Annotated in this window: 17 protein-coding genes; 10 read left to right on the plus strand and 7 right to left on the minus strand. The window is 64.8% G+C overall.

Going from position 1 to position 16,584, the window contains the following annotated elements; genetic code table 11:
- The first annotated feature begins 270 nt into the window (after window positions 1-270).
- On the plus strand, window positions 271-780 hold the full coding sequence (locus tag QRN67_RS18955) for a DUF1993 domain-containing protein (protein ID WP_285413104.1): 510 nt from the start codon (window positions 271-273) through the stop codon (window positions 778-780).
- Window positions 781-864: 84 nt separating this feature from the next.
- Here the strand turns inward: QRN67_RS18955 and QRN67_RS18960 are convergent, their stop codons facing one another.
- Window positions 865-2,448, minus strand: a complete 1,584-nt coding sequence (locus QRN67_RS18960; protein ID WP_285413105.1) for a tannase/feruloyl esterase family alpha/beta hydrolase — start codon at window positions 2,446-2,448, stop codon at window positions 865-867.
- Window positions 2,449-2,550: 102 nt separating this feature from the next.
- Between QRN67_RS18960 and QRN67_RS18965 the strand changes: the two genes are divergently transcribed.
- Window positions 2,551-3,246: a Crp/Fnr family transcriptional regulator gene (locus tag QRN67_RS18965; protein ID WP_285413106.1), complete on the plus strand. Its 696-nt coding sequence runs from the start codon at window positions 2,551-2,553 to the stop codon at window positions 3,244-3,246.
- Between the two features lie 126 nt (window positions 3,247-3,372).
- Here QRN67_RS18965 and QRN67_RS18970 read toward each other — a convergent pair whose 3' ends face one another.
- Window positions 3,373-3,576 carry a hypothetical protein gene (locus QRN67_RS18970; RefSeq protein WP_285413107.1) on the minus strand — a complete coding sequence of 68 codons (204 nt, stop codon included), beginning with the start codon at window positions 3,574-3,576 and terminating at the stop codon, window positions 3,373-3,375.
- 53 nt (window positions 3,577-3,629) lie between these two features.
- Entirely contained in the window at window positions 3,630-5,087 is a 1,458-nt protein-coding gene (locus QRN67_RS18975; RefSeq protein WP_285413108.1) for an efflux transporter outer membrane subunit, read from the minus strand.
- Between the two features lie 103 nt (window positions 5,088-5,190).
- Between QRN67_RS18975 and QRN67_RS18980 the strand changes: the two genes are divergently transcribed.
- The 6 genes from QRN67_RS18980 (at window position 5,191) to QRN67_RS19005 (ending at window position 12,443) form a co-directional block, all read left to right on the plus strand.
- On the plus strand, window positions 5,191-5,808 hold the full coding sequence (locus QRN67_RS18980; RefSeq protein WP_285413187.1) for a TetR/AcrR family transcriptional regulator: 618 nt from the start codon (window positions 5,191-5,193) through the stop codon (window positions 5,806-5,808).
- 82 nt (window positions 5,809-5,890) lie between these two features.
- Entirely contained in the window at window positions 5,891-7,006 is a 1,116-nt protein-coding gene (locus QRN67_RS18985; protein ID WP_285413109.1) for an efflux RND transporter periplasmic adaptor subunit, read from the plus strand.
- A complete protein-coding gene (locus tag QRN67_RS18990; protein WP_285413110.1) occupies window positions 7,003-10,080 on the plus strand; it encodes an efflux RND transporter permease subunit in 3,078 nt (1,025 codons plus the stop codon). Before QRN67_RS18985 ends, QRN67_RS18990 begins: the two co-directional genes overlap by 4 nt.
- Before the next feature lie 40 nt (window positions 10,081-10,120).
- The gene (locus tag QRN67_RS18995) at window positions 10,121-10,927 is read left to right on the plus strand and encodes an oxidoreductase (protein ID WP_285413111.1); all 807 of its coding nucleotides are present in this window, start codon (window positions 10,121-10,123) and stop codon (window positions 10,925-10,927) included.
- 65 nt (window positions 10,928-10,992) lie between these two features.
- A complete protein-coding gene (locus QRN67_RS19000) occupies window positions 10,993-11,892 on the plus strand; it encodes a LysR family transcriptional regulator (protein ID WP_285413112.1) in 900 nt (299 codons plus the stop codon).
- Between the two features lie 203 nt (window positions 11,893-12,095).
- Entirely contained in the window at window positions 12,096-12,443 is a 348-nt protein-coding gene (locus QRN67_RS19005) for a hypothetical protein (RefSeq protein ID WP_285413113.1), read from the plus strand.
- Here the strand turns inward: QRN67_RS19005 and QRN67_RS19010 are convergent.
- Together QRN67_RS19010 and QRN67_RS19015 are read right to left on the minus strand one after the other, a co-directional pair.
- A complete protein-coding gene (locus QRN67_RS19010) occupies window positions 12,419-12,601 on the minus strand; it encodes a hypothetical protein (protein WP_285413115.1) in 183 nt (60 codons plus the stop codon). The genes QRN67_RS19005 and QRN67_RS19010 overlap by 25 nt on opposite strands.
- 242 nt (window positions 12,602-12,843) lie before the next feature.
- Window positions 12,844-13,737, minus strand: a complete 894-nt coding sequence (locus QRN67_RS19015) for an NAD(P)/FAD-dependent oxidoreductase (protein ID WP_285413117.1) — start codon at window positions 13,735-13,737, stop codon at window positions 12,844-12,846.
- A gap of 96 nt (window positions 13,738-13,833) precedes the next feature.
- Between QRN67_RS19015 and QRN67_RS19020 the strand changes: the two genes are divergently transcribed.
- Window positions 13,834-14,472, plus strand: coding sequence for a TetR/AcrR family transcriptional regulator (locus QRN67_RS19020; protein ID WP_093060024.1), 639 nt, complete (start codon window positions 13,834-13,836; stop codon window positions 14,470-14,472).
- 255 nt (window positions 14,473-14,727) lie between these two features.
- On the opposite strand, the gene QRN67_RS19025 is transcribed toward QRN67_RS19020, so the two are convergent.
- Entirely contained in the window at window positions 14,728-15,144 is a 417-nt protein-coding gene (locus QRN67_RS19025; protein ID WP_285413118.1) for a GFA family protein, read from the minus strand.
- 10 nt (window positions 15,145-15,154) lie between these two features.
- The gene (locus QRN67_RS19030; protein WP_285413119.1) at window positions 15,155-15,475 is read right to left on the minus strand and encodes a putative quinol monooxygenase; all 321 of its coding nucleotides are present in this window, start codon (window positions 15,473-15,475) and stop codon (window positions 15,155-15,157) included.
- A 102-nt stretch (window positions 15,476-15,577) separates the two neighbouring features.
- Between QRN67_RS19030 and gcvA the strand changes: the two genes are divergently transcribed.
- Window positions 15,578-16,507, plus strand: coding sequence for a transcriptional regulator GcvA (gcvA, locus tag QRN67_RS19035; RefSeq protein ID WP_285413120.1), 930 nt, complete (start codon window positions 15,578-15,580; stop codon window positions 16,505-16,507).
- Window positions 16,508-16,584 lie beyond the last annotated feature (77 nt).

The following is a 16,584-nucleotide window of genomic DNA, read 5'->3' on the forward strand; positions in this document are numbered from 1 at the left end:
CACTCCTTCTGCCTACGCAGTTATAAGTGTGTTGCATCGACCGGTTGAATCCGCCAGCGATCGCGGTCCGTCGTGCGTCTGCAATTGACGTCCGCTTCTTGCTAATGAACCGCCCTTCAACGCGGCTGCTCCGACTACCAGCGGGAAGAAAAGCTAGCCACAAAAGCCGGGGCGATTCAGTTCGCCCTGTGCTGTTAGCCTTACATGGTCGGCAGGGCCCCTGCCACGCCAACTCCGGCCATCGTGCCCAATTTTTGAAGTGAACTCACCATGACTAGCCCGCTGTACAACGCCTCCGTTCCCGTCATGCAGCAGATGCTGCGCGCCCTGTCCGACGTGCTCAAGAAGGCCGAAGACCAGGCGACGCAAAGAAATATCGATCCAAATGCGCTGCTGCAGGCGCGGCTGTTCCCTGACATGTTTCCGCTGGTACGTCAGGTACAGATCGCCGCAGACTTCTCCAAGGGCATTGCCTCCCGCCTGGCTGGTGCCGAGGTGCCGTCCTGGCCCGACACCGAGGTCAGCTTCGCCGACCTCCAAGCGTTGATCGCCAAAGCTTTGGCCCATATCGGCTCCTTCAAGCCTGAGCAATTTGATTCAAGCGAGAGCCGCGAGATCGTATTGCGCCCCGGCACCCCCAAGGAAAAGAAGCTGACTGCAGGCGCATATCTTCTGCACTATGGACTGCCGCAGTTTTTCTTCCACCTGACCACCACCTATGCCATCTTGCGTCACAACGGTATGGAGATCGGCAAGCGCGACTACATGGGTGCCTACTGACCCAAGACAGACAGGCGTTCGGCCACTCTGGCCACTGCCGCTCGAAGTGCAAACGTGCACGGCAACCCCAATGTGTTGAACCTCTCAAGAACTCTGGCAGCTGTAGCTCTCCGCCGAGTTGATGTCGCCGCTACCTTTGTACTTCGGGAAGCTCGGGTACTTGCACAGAGGCCGCGCCAGAACGGGCGCCTTGGTCGTCGGATCAAGCTTCGTTATCACGACGCTCTGCGTGGAAGGCTTTGCGCCGCCTTCTCGCCATTTCGCGACAGCATCCACGAGGTCGACCGTGTCGGGGCCGACGCCTCCAGCGCAATGTTGAACGCCGGGCTGGAGGAAGAACTCCATCGAAGCATCGCGCGTGGACGTGCCGCCAACGGCGGTCGCGACGTCGTTGAAATACTTGACCGACCCCTTGTAGCTGATCGCCCAATCGTTCGTTCCATGGGCAAGGATCATCTTGCCGCCTTGTCCGAAGAAGGAGCGCAGGTCTGGCGTCGCATCGAGCGTGGTCGCGGCCAGGCGCAGTCCCGCAGAATAGAACTCCGGGTCGAAACCAAGCACGTTGAAGGACGGGTCGCCGGTGACCCAGTACTTCACCAAGCCGCTGCCGAACTGGAACTGCAGACCTGTGCCGCCGATGGCGGAGCCGGTCACCCAAACTGGCCAGCCCAGGTCTTCACCGCCGGGCCCCCAGCCCGGGTAGACGGTGCTTCCGTCAGCACGCTTGAGCTCCGAGTAGATCGTCTTGGCGGTCGCGATCTGCGGGTCGGTCAGGCAGGTGTCGGCGTCGCCTGCGGTACAGCGCAACACCGCAGGGTCGAAAGTACAGGCTTCCTGATTGCTCACGATACCGTCGGCAACGCCGTCCAGGTTGTCGCATTGCGCAGTGACGGCCTTGCCGATGAGCGAGACCTTCGCATCGCTGAGTTGCCCGCCCGGCGCGGCGAGCGCCTTCCCGTTCGCGACGAAAGCCTGGAACAGCTCGGTAAACGAGTAGGCCGGCGCACGCACGACGATGCCGTCGAAGTCGTTCGGGAAGCGCGTGGCCTGGATCAGTGCTTCCCTGCCGCCATTGGAGCAACCCTCGAAATAGCTGAACTCGGCATCCGAGCCATAGCGCTTGCGAACGATCTCCTTGGCGATCTCATTGACCGAATGGATCGAGAGGTAGCCGAAGTCCGCCTGGGCCGTGGGATTGTTCAGGAAGACCGAGGCATCCAGGGCATCTCCCTGGCGCCCGCCGTCCGAGGCGACGAGGACGTAGCCTGCGGTTGAACCGCTTGGCGAGATGGGCGTGATGCTGATGCTGCCGTCCCAACCGCCGCCGCCGGCGTACAAGAGCCTGTTGTTCCATTCGGTGGGTAGGTGCACCTCGAAGTTGAGCGAGCCATGAAGGGTGCCCGTGACCTTGCAGTACTCTGCGGCCACTGCCGTTGCGGGGACGAACGTGGCGTCTTTCAACGTTGCACCCGCGAGCGAAGCGCCAGAGAAGACGGCGCACTTCTCCTGCGCCGACGCAACCGGCGAGGGCGTGGGCGATGGAGGGGTTTGCGTTGGCGTGGTTGTCGGGAAGAGTAGCGGCAAGCTGCTTCCGCCACCACCGCCGCCGCACGCCACCAGCAGGCTGATGGACAGCGCGCAGGTTGCCATCGAGAGAGGGTTTTTCATGATTTGTCTCCTGTTCGTGCTGCCACATAAACTCGGGCGCCCCAGGCATGTCGCCTGCGCAGCGCATGCTAGGCAGTAAGGCCGAGGAAGAAAGTCTTTCCAATGACAAAGCACGTGCAGACCATCTCGACATTGCGCGCGGCTGCCTGGGCTCGCGGACTGACGCAAGAGCAACTTCAACGCGTCGAACTGGAAACGCAGGACCGGTTTTATTCAGCCGGCGAGATCGTCTGCCACAAATCAAGTCCTGCGACGCACTGGATCGGAGTCGTCGAAGGGATGGTCAAGGTCGATGTCCTGGCGGCGGACGGCAGAAGCACCACCTTGACGGGGGTATCCAATGGCGGTTGGCTTGGGGAGGGATCTGTACTCAAGGGCGAATTGCGTCCCTATGGCGTTGTCGCCTTGCACGACAGCCGCATCGCGTTGATGCCCAGCCATACCTTCCATTACCTGGTCGCCCACAGCTTGAGCTTCTGCCATTTCATGATGCACCAACTCAACGCGCGGCTTGGTCAGTTCATTGCGCTTGCCGAGAGCTATCGGATGCACGACATCAACTCGCGCGTGGCGAGTTGCCTGGCTGAGTTCTTCAATCCTCAACTCAACCCGCAGACCCATCCGGTACTTCACATATCGCAGGAGGAGATTGGCCGGCTGGCTGGCATTTCTCGCCAGGTCGCCCACCGTGCCCTGCACGAGCTGGAGGAGGCGGGCCTGCTTCACATCCACTACGGCAGCATCAACGTGCTGAACATCGAGGGGCTTCGAGCGTACGTGCGCGAACACGCGGAGTGAGTGCCTTGTGCGATCCGATCGTCGTCACCGCCAAGGCGGCACGAAAAATGGTCGCGACAGCGAGTCTGGCCGGAACCGCCCAGCATGCTTGTCTCGGGCTGATGCAAGCCCTCGGGCCCGGCACCTTTACCCCCGCCAGGTGGAATCGGGCGTCGAAAAATTGCTGCGTCTTCTTTCCAGCGCGCCCAGCCGGGCGACTTCGACTTCCAGCGCGTGGATGCGCGTCTCCAGACTGTCCACATAGGACTCGTCCATCCCTTCGAGCGCCTGCACGAGTTTTCGCCAGAAGCCTGGCGCACGTTGTTGCTCGGCGTTGAGGTCTTCGCTCATTTCGTTCTCCGGTTCACGCGCTTGCGAAGGAAGCAGGGCAGTCCGAGGTGCGGCTATCGACTTGCGACTGCACGGCTCTCGCTGGGCTCCCAGCCGCCTCCCAGTGCCTTGAAGGCCATGACCGCGGCGCGTGCCGCTTCGGTCTGCGCCTGGGCTTTCGCATCGGAGGCGCGCAGCAGGTTGTCGTCGGCCTGCAGCACTTCGATCAGGCTCACCACGCCTTGCTGGTAGGCCGCGAAGGAAGCGCTGCGCGCGCGGCCCAGCGAGTCCACGCCCTGGGCCAGCAAGCCGGCTTGCTCCTCGCGCTTGGCAAGGGCCGAGAGGGCGTTCTCGACATCCTCGGTGGCGCGCAGCACGGCCAGCCGATATGCGCCGAGCAGTTCCGCGTCCTGGCCCTTGGCGAGATCGATCTGCGCGTCGATGCGGCCGAAATCGAAGAGGCGCCAGCGCAGGCCCAGCACTCCGGCCGCCTGGCTGGCGCCGCCGGTGAAGAGATTGCCGCTCGCCACGGACGTCGCGCTGCCCAGCATGCCGCTCAAGGACAGCTTGGGGTAGTACTCGGCGACGGCCACGCCGATGCGGGCGTTCGACGCGGCGAGACGGCGCTCGGCCGCAATCAGGTCTGGGCGTCGCCTGAGCAGGTCACCCGGTGTGCCCGAGTCGTGGATCTGCGGCGCGACGGGAATGGCGCCGGCTTCGGCCAATTCGGCCCGGTGCGTGCCCGGCGAGGCACCCAGCATCACGTCAAGCGCGTTCATGGCTGTGGCCAGGCCAGCCTCCAGGACCGGGACGGCGGCCTGGACCTGGGCCAGCGCGCCTTCGGCCTGCCGCACCTGGAGTTCAGCGGCCAGCCCCTTGCCGTAGAGAAGGTTGACCGTGGACAGCAGCTGTTGCTGCGTCTGCACCTGCCGGCGCGCCACGCCGAGGCGCGTCTGCAGGCCGCGGATGCTGATGTAGATGTCGGCGGTCTGAGCCGCCACCGTCAACCGCGTGGCGGCCGCTGAGGCCTCCGAGGCCTGGTATTCGGCGATTGCCGCTTCGCGCCCGCGGCGCAGGCCTCCGAACAGGTCCACTTCCCAGCTCGCACCGAGATTGGCTTCGTAGGCGCTGCCGTAGCGGTCGAAGCCGGGCCTCGAGTTCAGCACCTGTCCCAGCGGCGTTTCGACGGACTGGTAGGCCCGGGCTGCCTGTGCGCTGACGTTGCCCGAGGGCAGCAGGGCGGCATTCGCGGCGCCCAATGCCGCACGTGCCTGTGCGACGCGCGCGGATGCCTGGGCGAGATCGAGGTTTTGCGCAAGCGCGAGCGTGACGAACCGAACGAGCTTTGGATCGCCGAAGCCGGTCCACCAAACGCGGAGGTCAGCGCTGGCCGGGGCGGTCCGCCGCTCGAGGCCCTGCTGGCCAAGGTACTGCGGCGGCATGGGTGTGTCGGGCCGTGCGTAGTCGGGGCCGACCGCGCAACCCGCAAGAAGGCCGGTCGCGATGAACGGGACAAGGATGCGCTGGAGCATGGTGTTCTTCCTGAGCGGAAAAGAAAAACGTCGATTGGTTGTGACTATATATCAATATGGTCACTCGTTGTTCATTCTTTCGGCGCGCGGTAAGCTGTCAGGCATGAGCAAAGCAATCTCCTCTGCTGGCGTGGCACGCGGGCCGGCCGACCACGACGTGCGCGACCAGATCGTTGCCGCGGCGACCGAACACTTCAGCCGGTACGGATATGAAAAGACGACCGTTTCCGATCTCGCCAAGGCCATCGGTTTTTCCAAGGCCTACATCTACAAGTTCTTCGAGTCCAAGCAGGCCATCGGCGAAATGATCTGCGCAAACTGCCTGCGTGAGATCCACGCCGAGGTGCGCGCTGCGGTCGACGGGGCAGATCGTCCTCCAGAGAAGCTGCGCCGGATGTTCAAGTCGGTGGTCGAGGCGAGTCTTCGCCTGTTCTCCGAGGATCGCAAGCTCTACGAAATTGCGAGTTCCGCCGCCACCGAGCGCTGGCAGGTGGTGTTTGCGCATGAAGCGCACATTCGGCAATTGCTCCAGGACATCCTGCGCGAAGGCCGGGAGATGGGGGAGTTCGAGCGCAAGACGCCGATCGACGAGGCGGTCTCGGCCATCTACCTCGTCATGCACCCCTACATCAATCCGCTGCTGCTGCAGTACAGCTTCGATCACACGGCTGAAGCGCCTTCCCAGTTGTCCAGCCTGGTGCTGCGCAGCTTGTCTCCATAAAGCCAAATTCATTGTGACTGTTGACTAAATTGGTCACAAGAATCAGAATTCGGGTCCTGATCATTTCGATACCGGGACTCTCATGCTTTGGCGCCTCCTTGCTATCTCCACCGTCACCTGTGCATTGCCGCTCGCGCTGGTCGCCTGCGGCGAGAAGGCGCCGCCCGACCCACGAACCAAGGCGCCGCAGGTTCGCGTCGCGGTGGTCGAGAGCGCTGGCACTGCGTCGCGTGCCTTCACGGGCACCGTGGCCGCCCGGATCCAGAGCGACCTGGGCTTCCGGGTCTCGGGCAAGGTCCTGCAGCGGCTGGTGGACACTGGGCAGGCCGTCAGGCGCGGGCAGGTGCTCATGCGCCTCGACCCCGCCGACCTGAAGCTTGCGGCCCATGCACAGCAGGAGGCGGTCGCCGCGGCACGGGCGCGCTTGCAGCAAGCGGCGCAGGACGAGGCCCGCTACCGCGATCTGCGCGGCACCGGTGCGATCTCGGCATCGACCTACGACCAGGTCAAGGCAGCCGCGGACGCGGCCAAGGCCCAGCTGAGCGCGGCCGAGGCACAGGCGGACGTCGCGCGCAATGCGAGCGGCTACGCCGAGCTCGTGGCCGACGGCGACGGGGTGGTCATGGAAACGCTGGCCGAGCCCGGCCAGGTCGTGAGCGCTGGTCAGACGGTGGTCCGCGTGGCCCGCGCCGGCCCGCGCGAAGCCGTGGTCCAGTTGCCGGAAACCCTGCGGCCCGCGGTCGGGTCCGTGGGGCAGGCCACGCTCTTCGGCAGGGAAGGCCTGAGCGTGGCGACCACGCTGCGGCAGCTCTCGGAGGCCGCGGACCGGCAGACTCGCACCTTCGAGGCACGCTATGTGCTCAAGGGCGAGCTCGCCGATGCGCCGTTGGGTGCGACGGTCACCATCCGGATTCCTCAGGGCCTTTCCTCCGCGTCGGGCGGACTGCAGGTGCCGATCGGCGCGCTCTTCGACGCGGGCAAGGGGCCGGGTGTGTGGCTCGTCAGTGGCGAGCCGGCCAAGGTCAACTGGCGGCCAGTCGTGGTCGAACGCCTGGATGACGATGGCGCGCGCGTTACCGGGGCGCTCCAGCAGGGCGACCGGATCGTCGCACTCGGCGCGCACCTGCTGCGCGAGGGCGAGCAGGTACGGGTGGCGGGCCAGGCGGGCGCCGTCGCGGCGCACGGAGTCCGCCAGTGAACGCAGGCCGCTTCAACCTGTCGGCGCTCGCGGTGCGCGAGCGCTCGATCACCTTGTTCCTGATCTGCCTGATCTCGCTGGCGGGCCTGGTGTCGTTCTTCAAGCTGGGCCGGGCGGAAGACCCAGCCTTCACCGTCAAGGTGATGACCATCGTCACCGCGTGGCCCGGCGCGACCGCGCAGGAAATGCAGGATCAGGTCGCCGAGAAGATCGAGAAGCGCCTGCAGGAGTTGCGCTACTACGACCGCGCCGAGACCTACACCCGGCCCGGTTTGGCCTTCACGACGCTGACCCTGCTCGACAGCACACCGCCTTCTCAGGTGCAGGAGCAGTTCTACCAAGCCCGCAAGAAGGTCGGCGACGAGGCGGGCAATCTTCCTGCCGGCGTGATCGGGCCGATGCTCAACGACGAGTACGCGGACGTCACCTTCGCGCTGTACGCCCTCAAGGCGAAGGGCGAGGCGCAGCGCCTGCTGGTGCGCGACGCCGAGACGCTGCGCCAGCGCCTGCTGCATGTGCCGGGCGTGAAGAAGGTCAACATCGCCGGGGAACAGTCCGAGCGCATCTACGTCGAGTTCTCGCACGAGCGCCTGGCGACCCTCGGCGTCAGTGCACAGGACGTGTTTGCCGCGCTCAATGGCCAGAATGCCCTGACGCCGGCTGGCTCCGTGGAAACCAAAGGTCCGCAGGTATTCATTCGCCTGGACGGGCCTTTCGATGAACTGAAGAAGATCCGCGATACGCCCGTTACGGCGCAGGGCCGTACGCTGAAGCTGTCGGATATCGCCGAGGTCAAGCGGGGCTACGAAGACCCGGCGAGCTTCATCATCCGCAACGGCGGCGAGCCCGCCCTGCTGCTGGGGGTGGTCATGCGAGAAGGCCAGAACGGGCTCGACCTGGGCAAGGCGCTGGAGCGCGAGGTGGGGGCGATCAATGCCGAGCAGCCGCTGGGCATGAGCCTGACCAAGGTCACGGACCAAGCCGTCAACATCAGCGCCGCGGTCGATGAGTTCATGGTCAAGTTCTTCGCCGCGCTGCTGGTGGTCATGCTCGTGAGCTTCCTGAGCATGGGCTGGCGCGCAGGCCTTGTCGTCGCCGCCGCAGTGCCGCTGACGCTGGCGATCGTCTTCGTGGTGATGGCTGCGACAGGCAAGGACTTCGATCGCATAACGCTCGGCTCCCTGATCCTCGCGCTGGGCCTGCTGGTGGACGATGCCATCATCGCCATCGAGATGATGGTGGTGAAGATGGAGGAGGGCTACAGCCGCGTCGCCGCCTCCGCCTACGCCTGGAGTCACACCGCCGCGCCGATGCTCTCGGGCACGCTGGTCACGGCCGTCGGCTTCATGCCCAACGGCTTCGCGCCATCAAGCGCAGGCGAATACACCAGCAACATGTTCTGGATCGTCGGCATTGCGCTGATCGCGTCCTGGGTGGTCGCGGTCGTCTTCACGCCCTACCTCGGTGTCAAGCTGCTGCCCGATTTCAAGAAGATCGAAGGCGGTCACGCCGCGATCTATGGCACGCAGCGCTACAACCGGCTGCGCGGGATACTCGGCCGTGTGATCGCACGCAAATGGGCGGTGGCCGGTGCGGTGGTCGGCCTTCTCGTGGCGGCCGTCCTCGGCATGGGCCTGGTCAAGAAACAGTTCTTTCCGATCTCGGACCGGCCCGAAGTCCTGGTGGAGGTGCAGATGCCCTATGGCACCTCGATCACGCGGACCAGCGAGGCCACGGCGAAGGTGGAGGCCTGGTTGGCCGGACAGAAGGAGGCCCACATCGTCACGTCCTATATCGGGCAGGGCGCGCCGCGCTTCTTCTTCGCGATGGGCCCCGAGTTGCCCGATCCGTCGTTCGCCAAGATCGTGGTACGCACCGACAGCCAGCAAGAGCGCGAAGCCCTGAAGCACCGGCTGCGCGAGGCCATCGCCGACGGCCTGGCCTCCGAAGCGCGGGTGCGCGTCACCCAGCTCGTGTTCGGCCCGTACTCGCCGTTCCCCGTCGCCTACCGCGTCACGGGCCCGGACCCCGACAAGCTGCGCGACATCGCGGCGCAGGTGCAGCAGGTCATGGAGGCCAGCCCGATGATGCGCACGGTCAACACCGACTGGGGTACGCGCACGCCCACGCTGCACTTCACCCTGCACCAGGACCGCCTGCAGGCCGTGGGGCTGAGCTCCAGCGCGGTGGCGCAGCAGTTGCAGTTCTTCCTGAGCGGTGTGCCCATCACCGCCGTGCGCGAGGACATCCGCACGGTGCAGGTGGTGGCGCGCTCGGCCGGCGCCACCCGCCTCGACGCGGCGAGGATCGCGGACTTCACACTGTCGGGGACCAACGGGCAGCGCATTCCGTTGTCGCAGGTGGGTGAGGTCGAGGTGCGCATGGAAGAGCCGGTCATGCGCCGGCGTGACCGCGTGCCGACGATCACCGTGCACGGGGACATCGCCGATGGCTTGCAGCCTCCCGACGTGTCGACGGCCATCACCGCGCAACTGCAGCCCCTCATGGACAAGCTGCCCGCCGGCTACCGCATCGACCAGGCCGGCTCCATCGAGGAGTCGGGCAAGGCAACCAAAGCCATGTTGCCGCTGTTCCCGATCATGCTGGCGGCCACGCTGCTCATCATCATCTTCCAGGTGCGCTCGATCTCCGCGATGGTCATGGTCTTTCTGACGAGCCCGCTGGGGCTGATCGGCGTGGTGCCGACGCTGCTTGTCTTCCAGCAGCCTTTCGGCATCAATGCGCTGGTCGGCCTCGTGGCGCTCTCGGGCATCCTGATGCGCAACACGCTGATCCTGATCGGTCAGATCCACCACAACCAGCAGGAAGGGCTCGATCCGTTCCACGCGGTCGTCGAGGCCACCGTGCAGCGTGCGCGACCGGTGATCCTGACCGCGCTGGCGGCGATCCTGGCGTTCATTCCGCTGACCCATTCGGTGTTCTGGGGGGCACTCGCGTACACGCTGATCGGCGGCACCCTGGCGGGCACGGTCCTGACGCTGGTATTCCTGCCGGCGATGTACTCCATCTGGTTCAGGATCAGGCCCGGCGACGCCGCAGCCGCTGCGCACTGACAACGCTTTTCATCACTCATTTGGATCGAAGGAAAACACCATGTCGAGTTCATCGGTTGTCGTCGTGACCGGCGCGTCATCGGGCATCGGGCGCGTCGCCGCAGAAATCTTCGTCGCACGAGGCTGCCGGGTGTTCGGCACCGTGCGTGACCTGCGCAAGGCGCCCGTGGTGCCCGGTGTGGAGTTCGTCGAAATGGACGTCCGGGAGGAAGAATCGGTGCGGGCTGGCATCGACGCCATCATCGAGCAGGGCCTGCGCATCGATGTGCTGGTCAACAACGCGGGAATGATGATGCTCGGCGCGGTGGAGGAGACGGCGACGGCTGAGGCCGCGGCGCTGTTCGACACCAACGTCTTCGGCGTGCTGCGTGTCACGCGTGCCGTGCTCCCCTCCATGCGCAAGCAGCATCGAGGGCGCATCGTCAACGTGAGCTCGCTGTTCGGCGTGCTGCCGGCGCCCTACATGGGCATGTATGCGGCCACCAAGCATGCGCTCGAGGGCCTCTCGGAGTCGCTGGACCACGAGGTGCGCCAGTTCGGCGTTCGCGTGACGCTGGTGCAGCCGGCGTTCACCCGAACCAACCTCGACGCCAACGCGCCCCGTGCCAAGACGCCGATCGCGGACTACGACCGCGAACGCGGCCGGGTCGAGCGCGCGGTGGCCGACGGCGTCAACAACGCGCCACCGCCGCAGGGTGTGGCCAACACCATCGTCGAGGCGGCCCTCGGCCCCTGGCGCATGCGTTGCACGCCGCCGGGGGAGGCGTCGGTCCTGACGAAGCTGCGCCGCTTCATGCCCGCGGGCCCGGTCGACGCGAGCTTGAGAAAAAAGCTCGGTCTTGCCTGAACATCGACCCGCCGGAACCTGCCTGTGGCCGATGTCTGGCACCGTCTTGCAAGGAAGGAGAGGCCTTGGACAGCCTAGAACTCTTGCGAACCTTCAACGAAGTCGCGGTGTCGGGCAGCTTCTCGCGCGCCGCCAAGCACCTCGAACTGTCCAGAGCCACCGTGAGCAAATACGTCGCGGCGCTGGAGGGCCGGTTCGGTGTGCGACTGCTCAACAGGACCAGCCACGCCGTCAGCCTCACGGATGCCGGCGTGCTCTTGCTCGAGCGCAGCAAGCCCATGCTGGAGTTGGTGGAAACAACCCGCGCGGAGCTGCAGGATCGTGCGTCGAACCCAAGCGGCCGTTTGCGCATTTCCGCGCCCCACGGCATCGACCAGACCGAGTTGCCGGCGCTGTTCAACGCCTTCCTGGGTCACTATCCCGATGTCAGCATCAGTCTCCTGCTGACCAATCGCCTTGTCGATCTGGCGGAGGAGGGGGTCGACATTGCGTTGCGCTTTGGCCCGATCGCGAACGAGAACCTGATTGTTCGGAAGCTGCTTCTGATAGGTTTGACCGTGTGCGCGGCACCGATGTATTGGAAAGGCAAAGGGAACCCCTCCCACCCCAGCGAACTCGCCAACCACGATGCGTTGATCAGTACCCACCTGAACCCATCGTCGAAGTGGCGCTTCCAAGTCGACGGCGAACCGTTGGAGATCGCGGTGCATGGCCGGCTGGATGCCACCGAGGCCAGCCCGCTCATCCAGGCCGCACTGCAAGGCGCTGGCGTGGTGTACTTGCCAACGGTCATGCTGCAGCCCTACCTCGACAGCGGCCGGCTGGTTCCCGCGCTGTCGGAGTTCGTCCGCAGTGACATGTGGCTCTCGGCCGTCTACCTGCAAAGGCGCCACAGCACCGCGGTTCACCGGGCATTCCTCGATTTCCTCGAAAGTCGGATCAAGCCCGGCAAGACTCTGCGTTGAGGCTGAACGCAGTGCCCGGTGCCGCCTTCATGGCATTTCATGGCCCTTCATGGGTGAGGTTCACATCCCGAAGACGCGGTGTTGCGTTTCGCGTGCATCAAGTCGCTTCCAGAGCCCCAGAGAATTTCGTACGCAGGTGAAGAGCTTCTTGGCAACAAGCGTTCGATCTGCAAAGACACGATCAACAACTTTGAAGGACAGACATGAAGAAGACTCACTTTTTCTCGGGAACTTTTCTTGCTTTTCTCGTGGCAGCAAACGCCCAGGCAGAGACATACGATGGCGTGCTTCAAGGCTCCGGCATTCGTTCTCGCGAGGATGTCGCTGCGGAAGCGGTGGCAGCAGCGGGCAGTGCGGATCCTTTTCGTGAATCGGGATCCAGCGGGGTCATCGCGCCGCTCGCACTCACGCGGTCGCGCGACGCTGTCAATGCCGAAGCAATCAAGGAAGCTCATTCGGCCAATCAGAACCTCACTGGGAAGGCCTACTACAGGGATGTCATACCTTCTCAATACGTGATCCAGCCTCAACTGGTGAAGGCGGCCAAGTAAGAGTTCCTGCCCGGCTGCAGCGCTTGAATCTGGGCGGCCGCGGCCATCAAGCCGTGGTCCAGCGCTTCGTCCCGCAGGCCCTTTTTCGCAGTCGCACTCATCTGCGCGACCGGCAAGTGCCGGCGTGCCATCCCCGCATTGCTCAGCGCAAACAGCATCTTCAGGGTTGCCGGCCAACAGGATAAGCAAGAGGCCGACACACATGGGGTGTCGTCGGGCAGGCAGGTAGGTAGGCCACACGCCGTGCAAAACACAGTGGCGCCCGGAGTGATGTAACGAGCGGTCAATGCGGTGGCATCGCGATCCATGCCGCTGCGGCACCGCCGCGGCAATTGCGCGGATCGCCCCTCGCCGGGATCGTCCTCCTGGCCACAGCCCTCGGCAAAGGGAATCTGTGCTCTCAGGCCAGCATCGACTGCTGGGCAAAGATGCCCGCCATCGCGCCCTGCGACGATGCCTGGGTGACCGAGGGCAGGAAGGGCGTGGCGAGGTCGCCGGCGGCGTAGATGCCAGGCATGCTGGTCTGGCGACGCTCGTCGACCTTGAGCACGATGCCGGTGGGCGTATCGACCGTGGCGAGGCCCAATGCTTCATGCAGGCTTGCGGACGGCTTGTTGCGCGGGTTGGCGAACAGGACGTCGACAGCGACGTTGCGACCGCTATCGAGATTAACGGTGGCAATACGGCCCTCGCGATGGGCGATCTCGATGATCCGGCCGTCGACGACAGCGATGTTGCGATTGGCCAGATCGGCCCGGATATCGGGTGCAATGTCGCGACCGTCAGCGAAGACGGTCAACTTGTCGGTCCAATCGTGGAACAGCCTGGCCTGGTTGTGCGACTGCGGGCCGGACCAGATGTGGCCCCAGTGCCGGTCGGCGACTTCGAAGCCGTCGCAGTAGGGGCAGGGCACGATGGACGTGCCCCAGCTTTCGGCAAAGCCTGGAACCTCAGGCATCTGGTCGGCGACGCCGTAGCTCAGGATCACGCGGCGCGCCTCGAGGCTTTCGCCCTCGGCGGTGAGGACGGAGAAATCGTCGATGGCGCCGGAGACGTTGTCGGCCCGGGCATTGACCAGCCTGATCGCGGGGTACCGGGCCAGCTGCTGCCGCGCCTCGGCCAGGATGTCCAGCGGTGGCTTGTGATCGTGGCCGAGCAGGCCATGCGAGCGGCCGGCGAAGCGATTGCGCGGCAGGCCGGTATCGAGAACTGTGACCTTGCGGCGGGCGCGGCCGAGTTGCAGGGCCGCGGCGAGGCCGGCAAAGCTGCCGCCGATGATGATGACGTCATTCATGGTGATGGGCTCCGTGTGGGTCGATTGATTATTGGACTATCAAGTACAGTAATTTATGTCCGATATAGTAAACTGTCAAGTCCACTAAATCCACTCATGACTCTCCCCCCAGTTCCTGCTCCCAAGCCCCAACGCGGACGACCACGCGATCCCGAGCGCAGCCGGCGCATCCTGGAAGCGGCGCAAAGGCACTTCAACGAGCATGGCCTGGAGCGTGCGAGCGTGGATGCCATCGCCGCGGACGCAGGTGTTTCCAAGATGACCGTGTACAGCAACTTCGGCTCCAAGGAGGGGCTGTTCCAGGCGGTCGTGCGCGACAGGACGGCAGCGGTGGTGGCTGACTTCCCGGGCGCCGGGACGCTGGACCCGGGTCAGCCGGAGAAGGTGCTGCTGGCGATCGGCGCCCGGTTTCTCGCACTTGCGCGCGGGGACGCACTGGGCGCGTTGCGCTCTGCCTACGGCGTCGCGGGGACGCAGCCGGAAGCCTGCCGAGCGTTCTACAAGGACGGCCCTGAGCGTGCGAACGGCGAGCTGGCTGCATACCTGCGCCGTGCCCACTTGGCGGGCACGCTGAAGGTGCGGAACCCGCTGCAGGCAGCGGACCTGTTCCTGTCGATGTTCCTGGGCTCCGGGCACATCCGCGGAATGCTGAAGCTCGATATGCCGGATACCCGGGAAAACAGGGCTCTTCTGCGCGAGGCCGTACGGGTCTTCATGGCGGCCTACGGCGCGTAGGCTCCACAATGTGGCAAGGTCGCGATTACGCGGCGGCAAGTGAATCGAAGCTTTTAGGCCGGAACCTTGAACCGAATTCCGCCGCCGCTCAAGAGCCCAAGATGGTGAGTTCTAAGGTCGTCGAAGGACAGCAATGGGCCCGCTGCTGTCATTCTCGGATTTGGCGCTGAAGGTAAAAACGATCCTTTCGGGCTCTGACTCCGCCATTCTGCTCACGACCAGCCAGTCAGTGAGCGTAGGCGTACTCCCAGATCTCTACCAACCCACCGCCTCGTCGTCACCCCCAAAAGCAGCCGGCACGTCCTTGAAGTGCGGTAGATCATCCTTCACCGGCATTACCGCATGCTGGCAGCGGATGTGGAAGGTCGGCTTGAAGAGGTCGGGCGGCAGCAGGAAGCCGCTCACACCGCGCATATTCATGCCCGGGGATTCGCCGAACAGCGGCGTGCCGCAGTGGGCGCAACGGGTCCGCGGCATGGTCCGATACGTCCAGGTCGTGGTGTCGCCGCCGGCGAGCTTGACGCTGGCGGCCGGGAAAAGCGCCAGCGGTGAATACCCGCCACCTGTCACGGCGCGGCAATCGCCGCAGTGGCAATAGAACTGCGCGATCGGCGCCTCGCTCAAGTGCAGTTGCACCTGGCCACAGCGGCATTGCAGGATGGTTGGTTGCATGGTGGTCTCCTCAGGCGGCAAACTTCTCGTGCCAGAACGCGAAATCGGCCTTGCCATCAAGGAAGGTCTCGGCCGTTTTCATGAAGGCCCGCATGTGCGGCTGCTGCATGTGCGGACCGCTGAATACCTCCTCGCTCTCCCACTGCTCGACGATCAGCCAGCGGTGTGGGGCATCCGCCGCCTCGAGCACGCGGATGCCCTTGCAGGCGGGCTCGAGCGCCATGACCTGCCGAATGACGGCCTTCAGCTCCTGCCGGGCGACCTCCAGCTTGTCGGGTCGGATGGCACAGGTGATGACCACGGTGACGGGATGACTGCCGGTGTTGCTCATGTTCTGTCCTTGATCTGTACTCATGAATGAAGGACATTCTGGGCAGTGCCGCCCCCAGTGACAAACCATATTTTGGCAACGACTTGTGAGAAATATTCACCCATGCCCGACGTAACCGCTTCGCCCGGCAAGCTGCCACCGCTCACCACCTTGCCATGTTTTGAGGCCGCGGCTCGGCTGCGGAGCTTCACCAAGGCGGCCGAGGAACTGCACCTCACGCCGGGCGCCATCAGCCGCGCGGTGAAGCACCTGGAAGAGCAAATCGGCGTGCAACTCTTCGAACGGGTCACGCGCTCCGTGCGCCTCACCGAGACGGGCGAGCCCTACGCCAAGGCCGTGCGCGACATGCTGAGTCAACTCGCTGCCGCCACAGCGGCCGCCACGGCGCGCCAGTCCGGCAGCACCCTCAATGTCAGCACCTCGGACGGCTTCGCGGGCCGCTGGCTGGTGCCGCGGCTGTACAGGTTCCACCGGGCCAACGTCGACGTCGACGTGCGCGTGTCCACCACGGGCCGCCTGGCGAATTTTCATGGCGACGGCATCGACGTTGCCATCCGGTATGGCCAAGGCAACTACCCGGGCCTGACGACCGAGTGGCTCGCCGACGAAGAGGTCTTCCCCGTCTGTAGCCCCGGTTTGCTCAAAGGCTCGCGGGCGCTGCGCAACCCCGCCGATCTGCGCCACCACACGCTCATCCGCGACGGCTACCCGATCGCCTGGGCCGACTGGCTCTCAGCCGCCGGCATCGAAGGCGTCAACCCTCGCGCTGGCCTGACGTTCGACTCCTATACCTTTGCGGTGCAGGCCGCCGTGCAGGGCGAAGGCGTTGCCCTGGGCCGCACCATGCTCGTTGCCGACGACCTCGCCGCAGGCCGTCTGGTGAGGCCGTTCAAGCAGGCGCTGAAGGCCTATTCCAGCTTCTACTTGGTGTATCCACCGGAGGCGATCCGTCAGCGGAAGGTGAAGGCGTTCAGGGATTGGCTGCTGGCGGAGATGAGGGATAGCGATGGCGGCTCCGCCGAAGATCTCTAGCTCCGCGTCCCCGCGTTTTTGACGACAGGCAAGCGCATCAGGCAGGAGATGTCCCCGTAGCTATCAGCGCCTCCATG

It is taken from the genome of Variovorax sp. efr-133-TYG-130, assembly GCF_030208835.1.
Lineage (GTDB): Bacteria > Pseudomonadota > Gammaproteobacteria > Burkholderiales > Burkholderiaceae_C > Variovorax.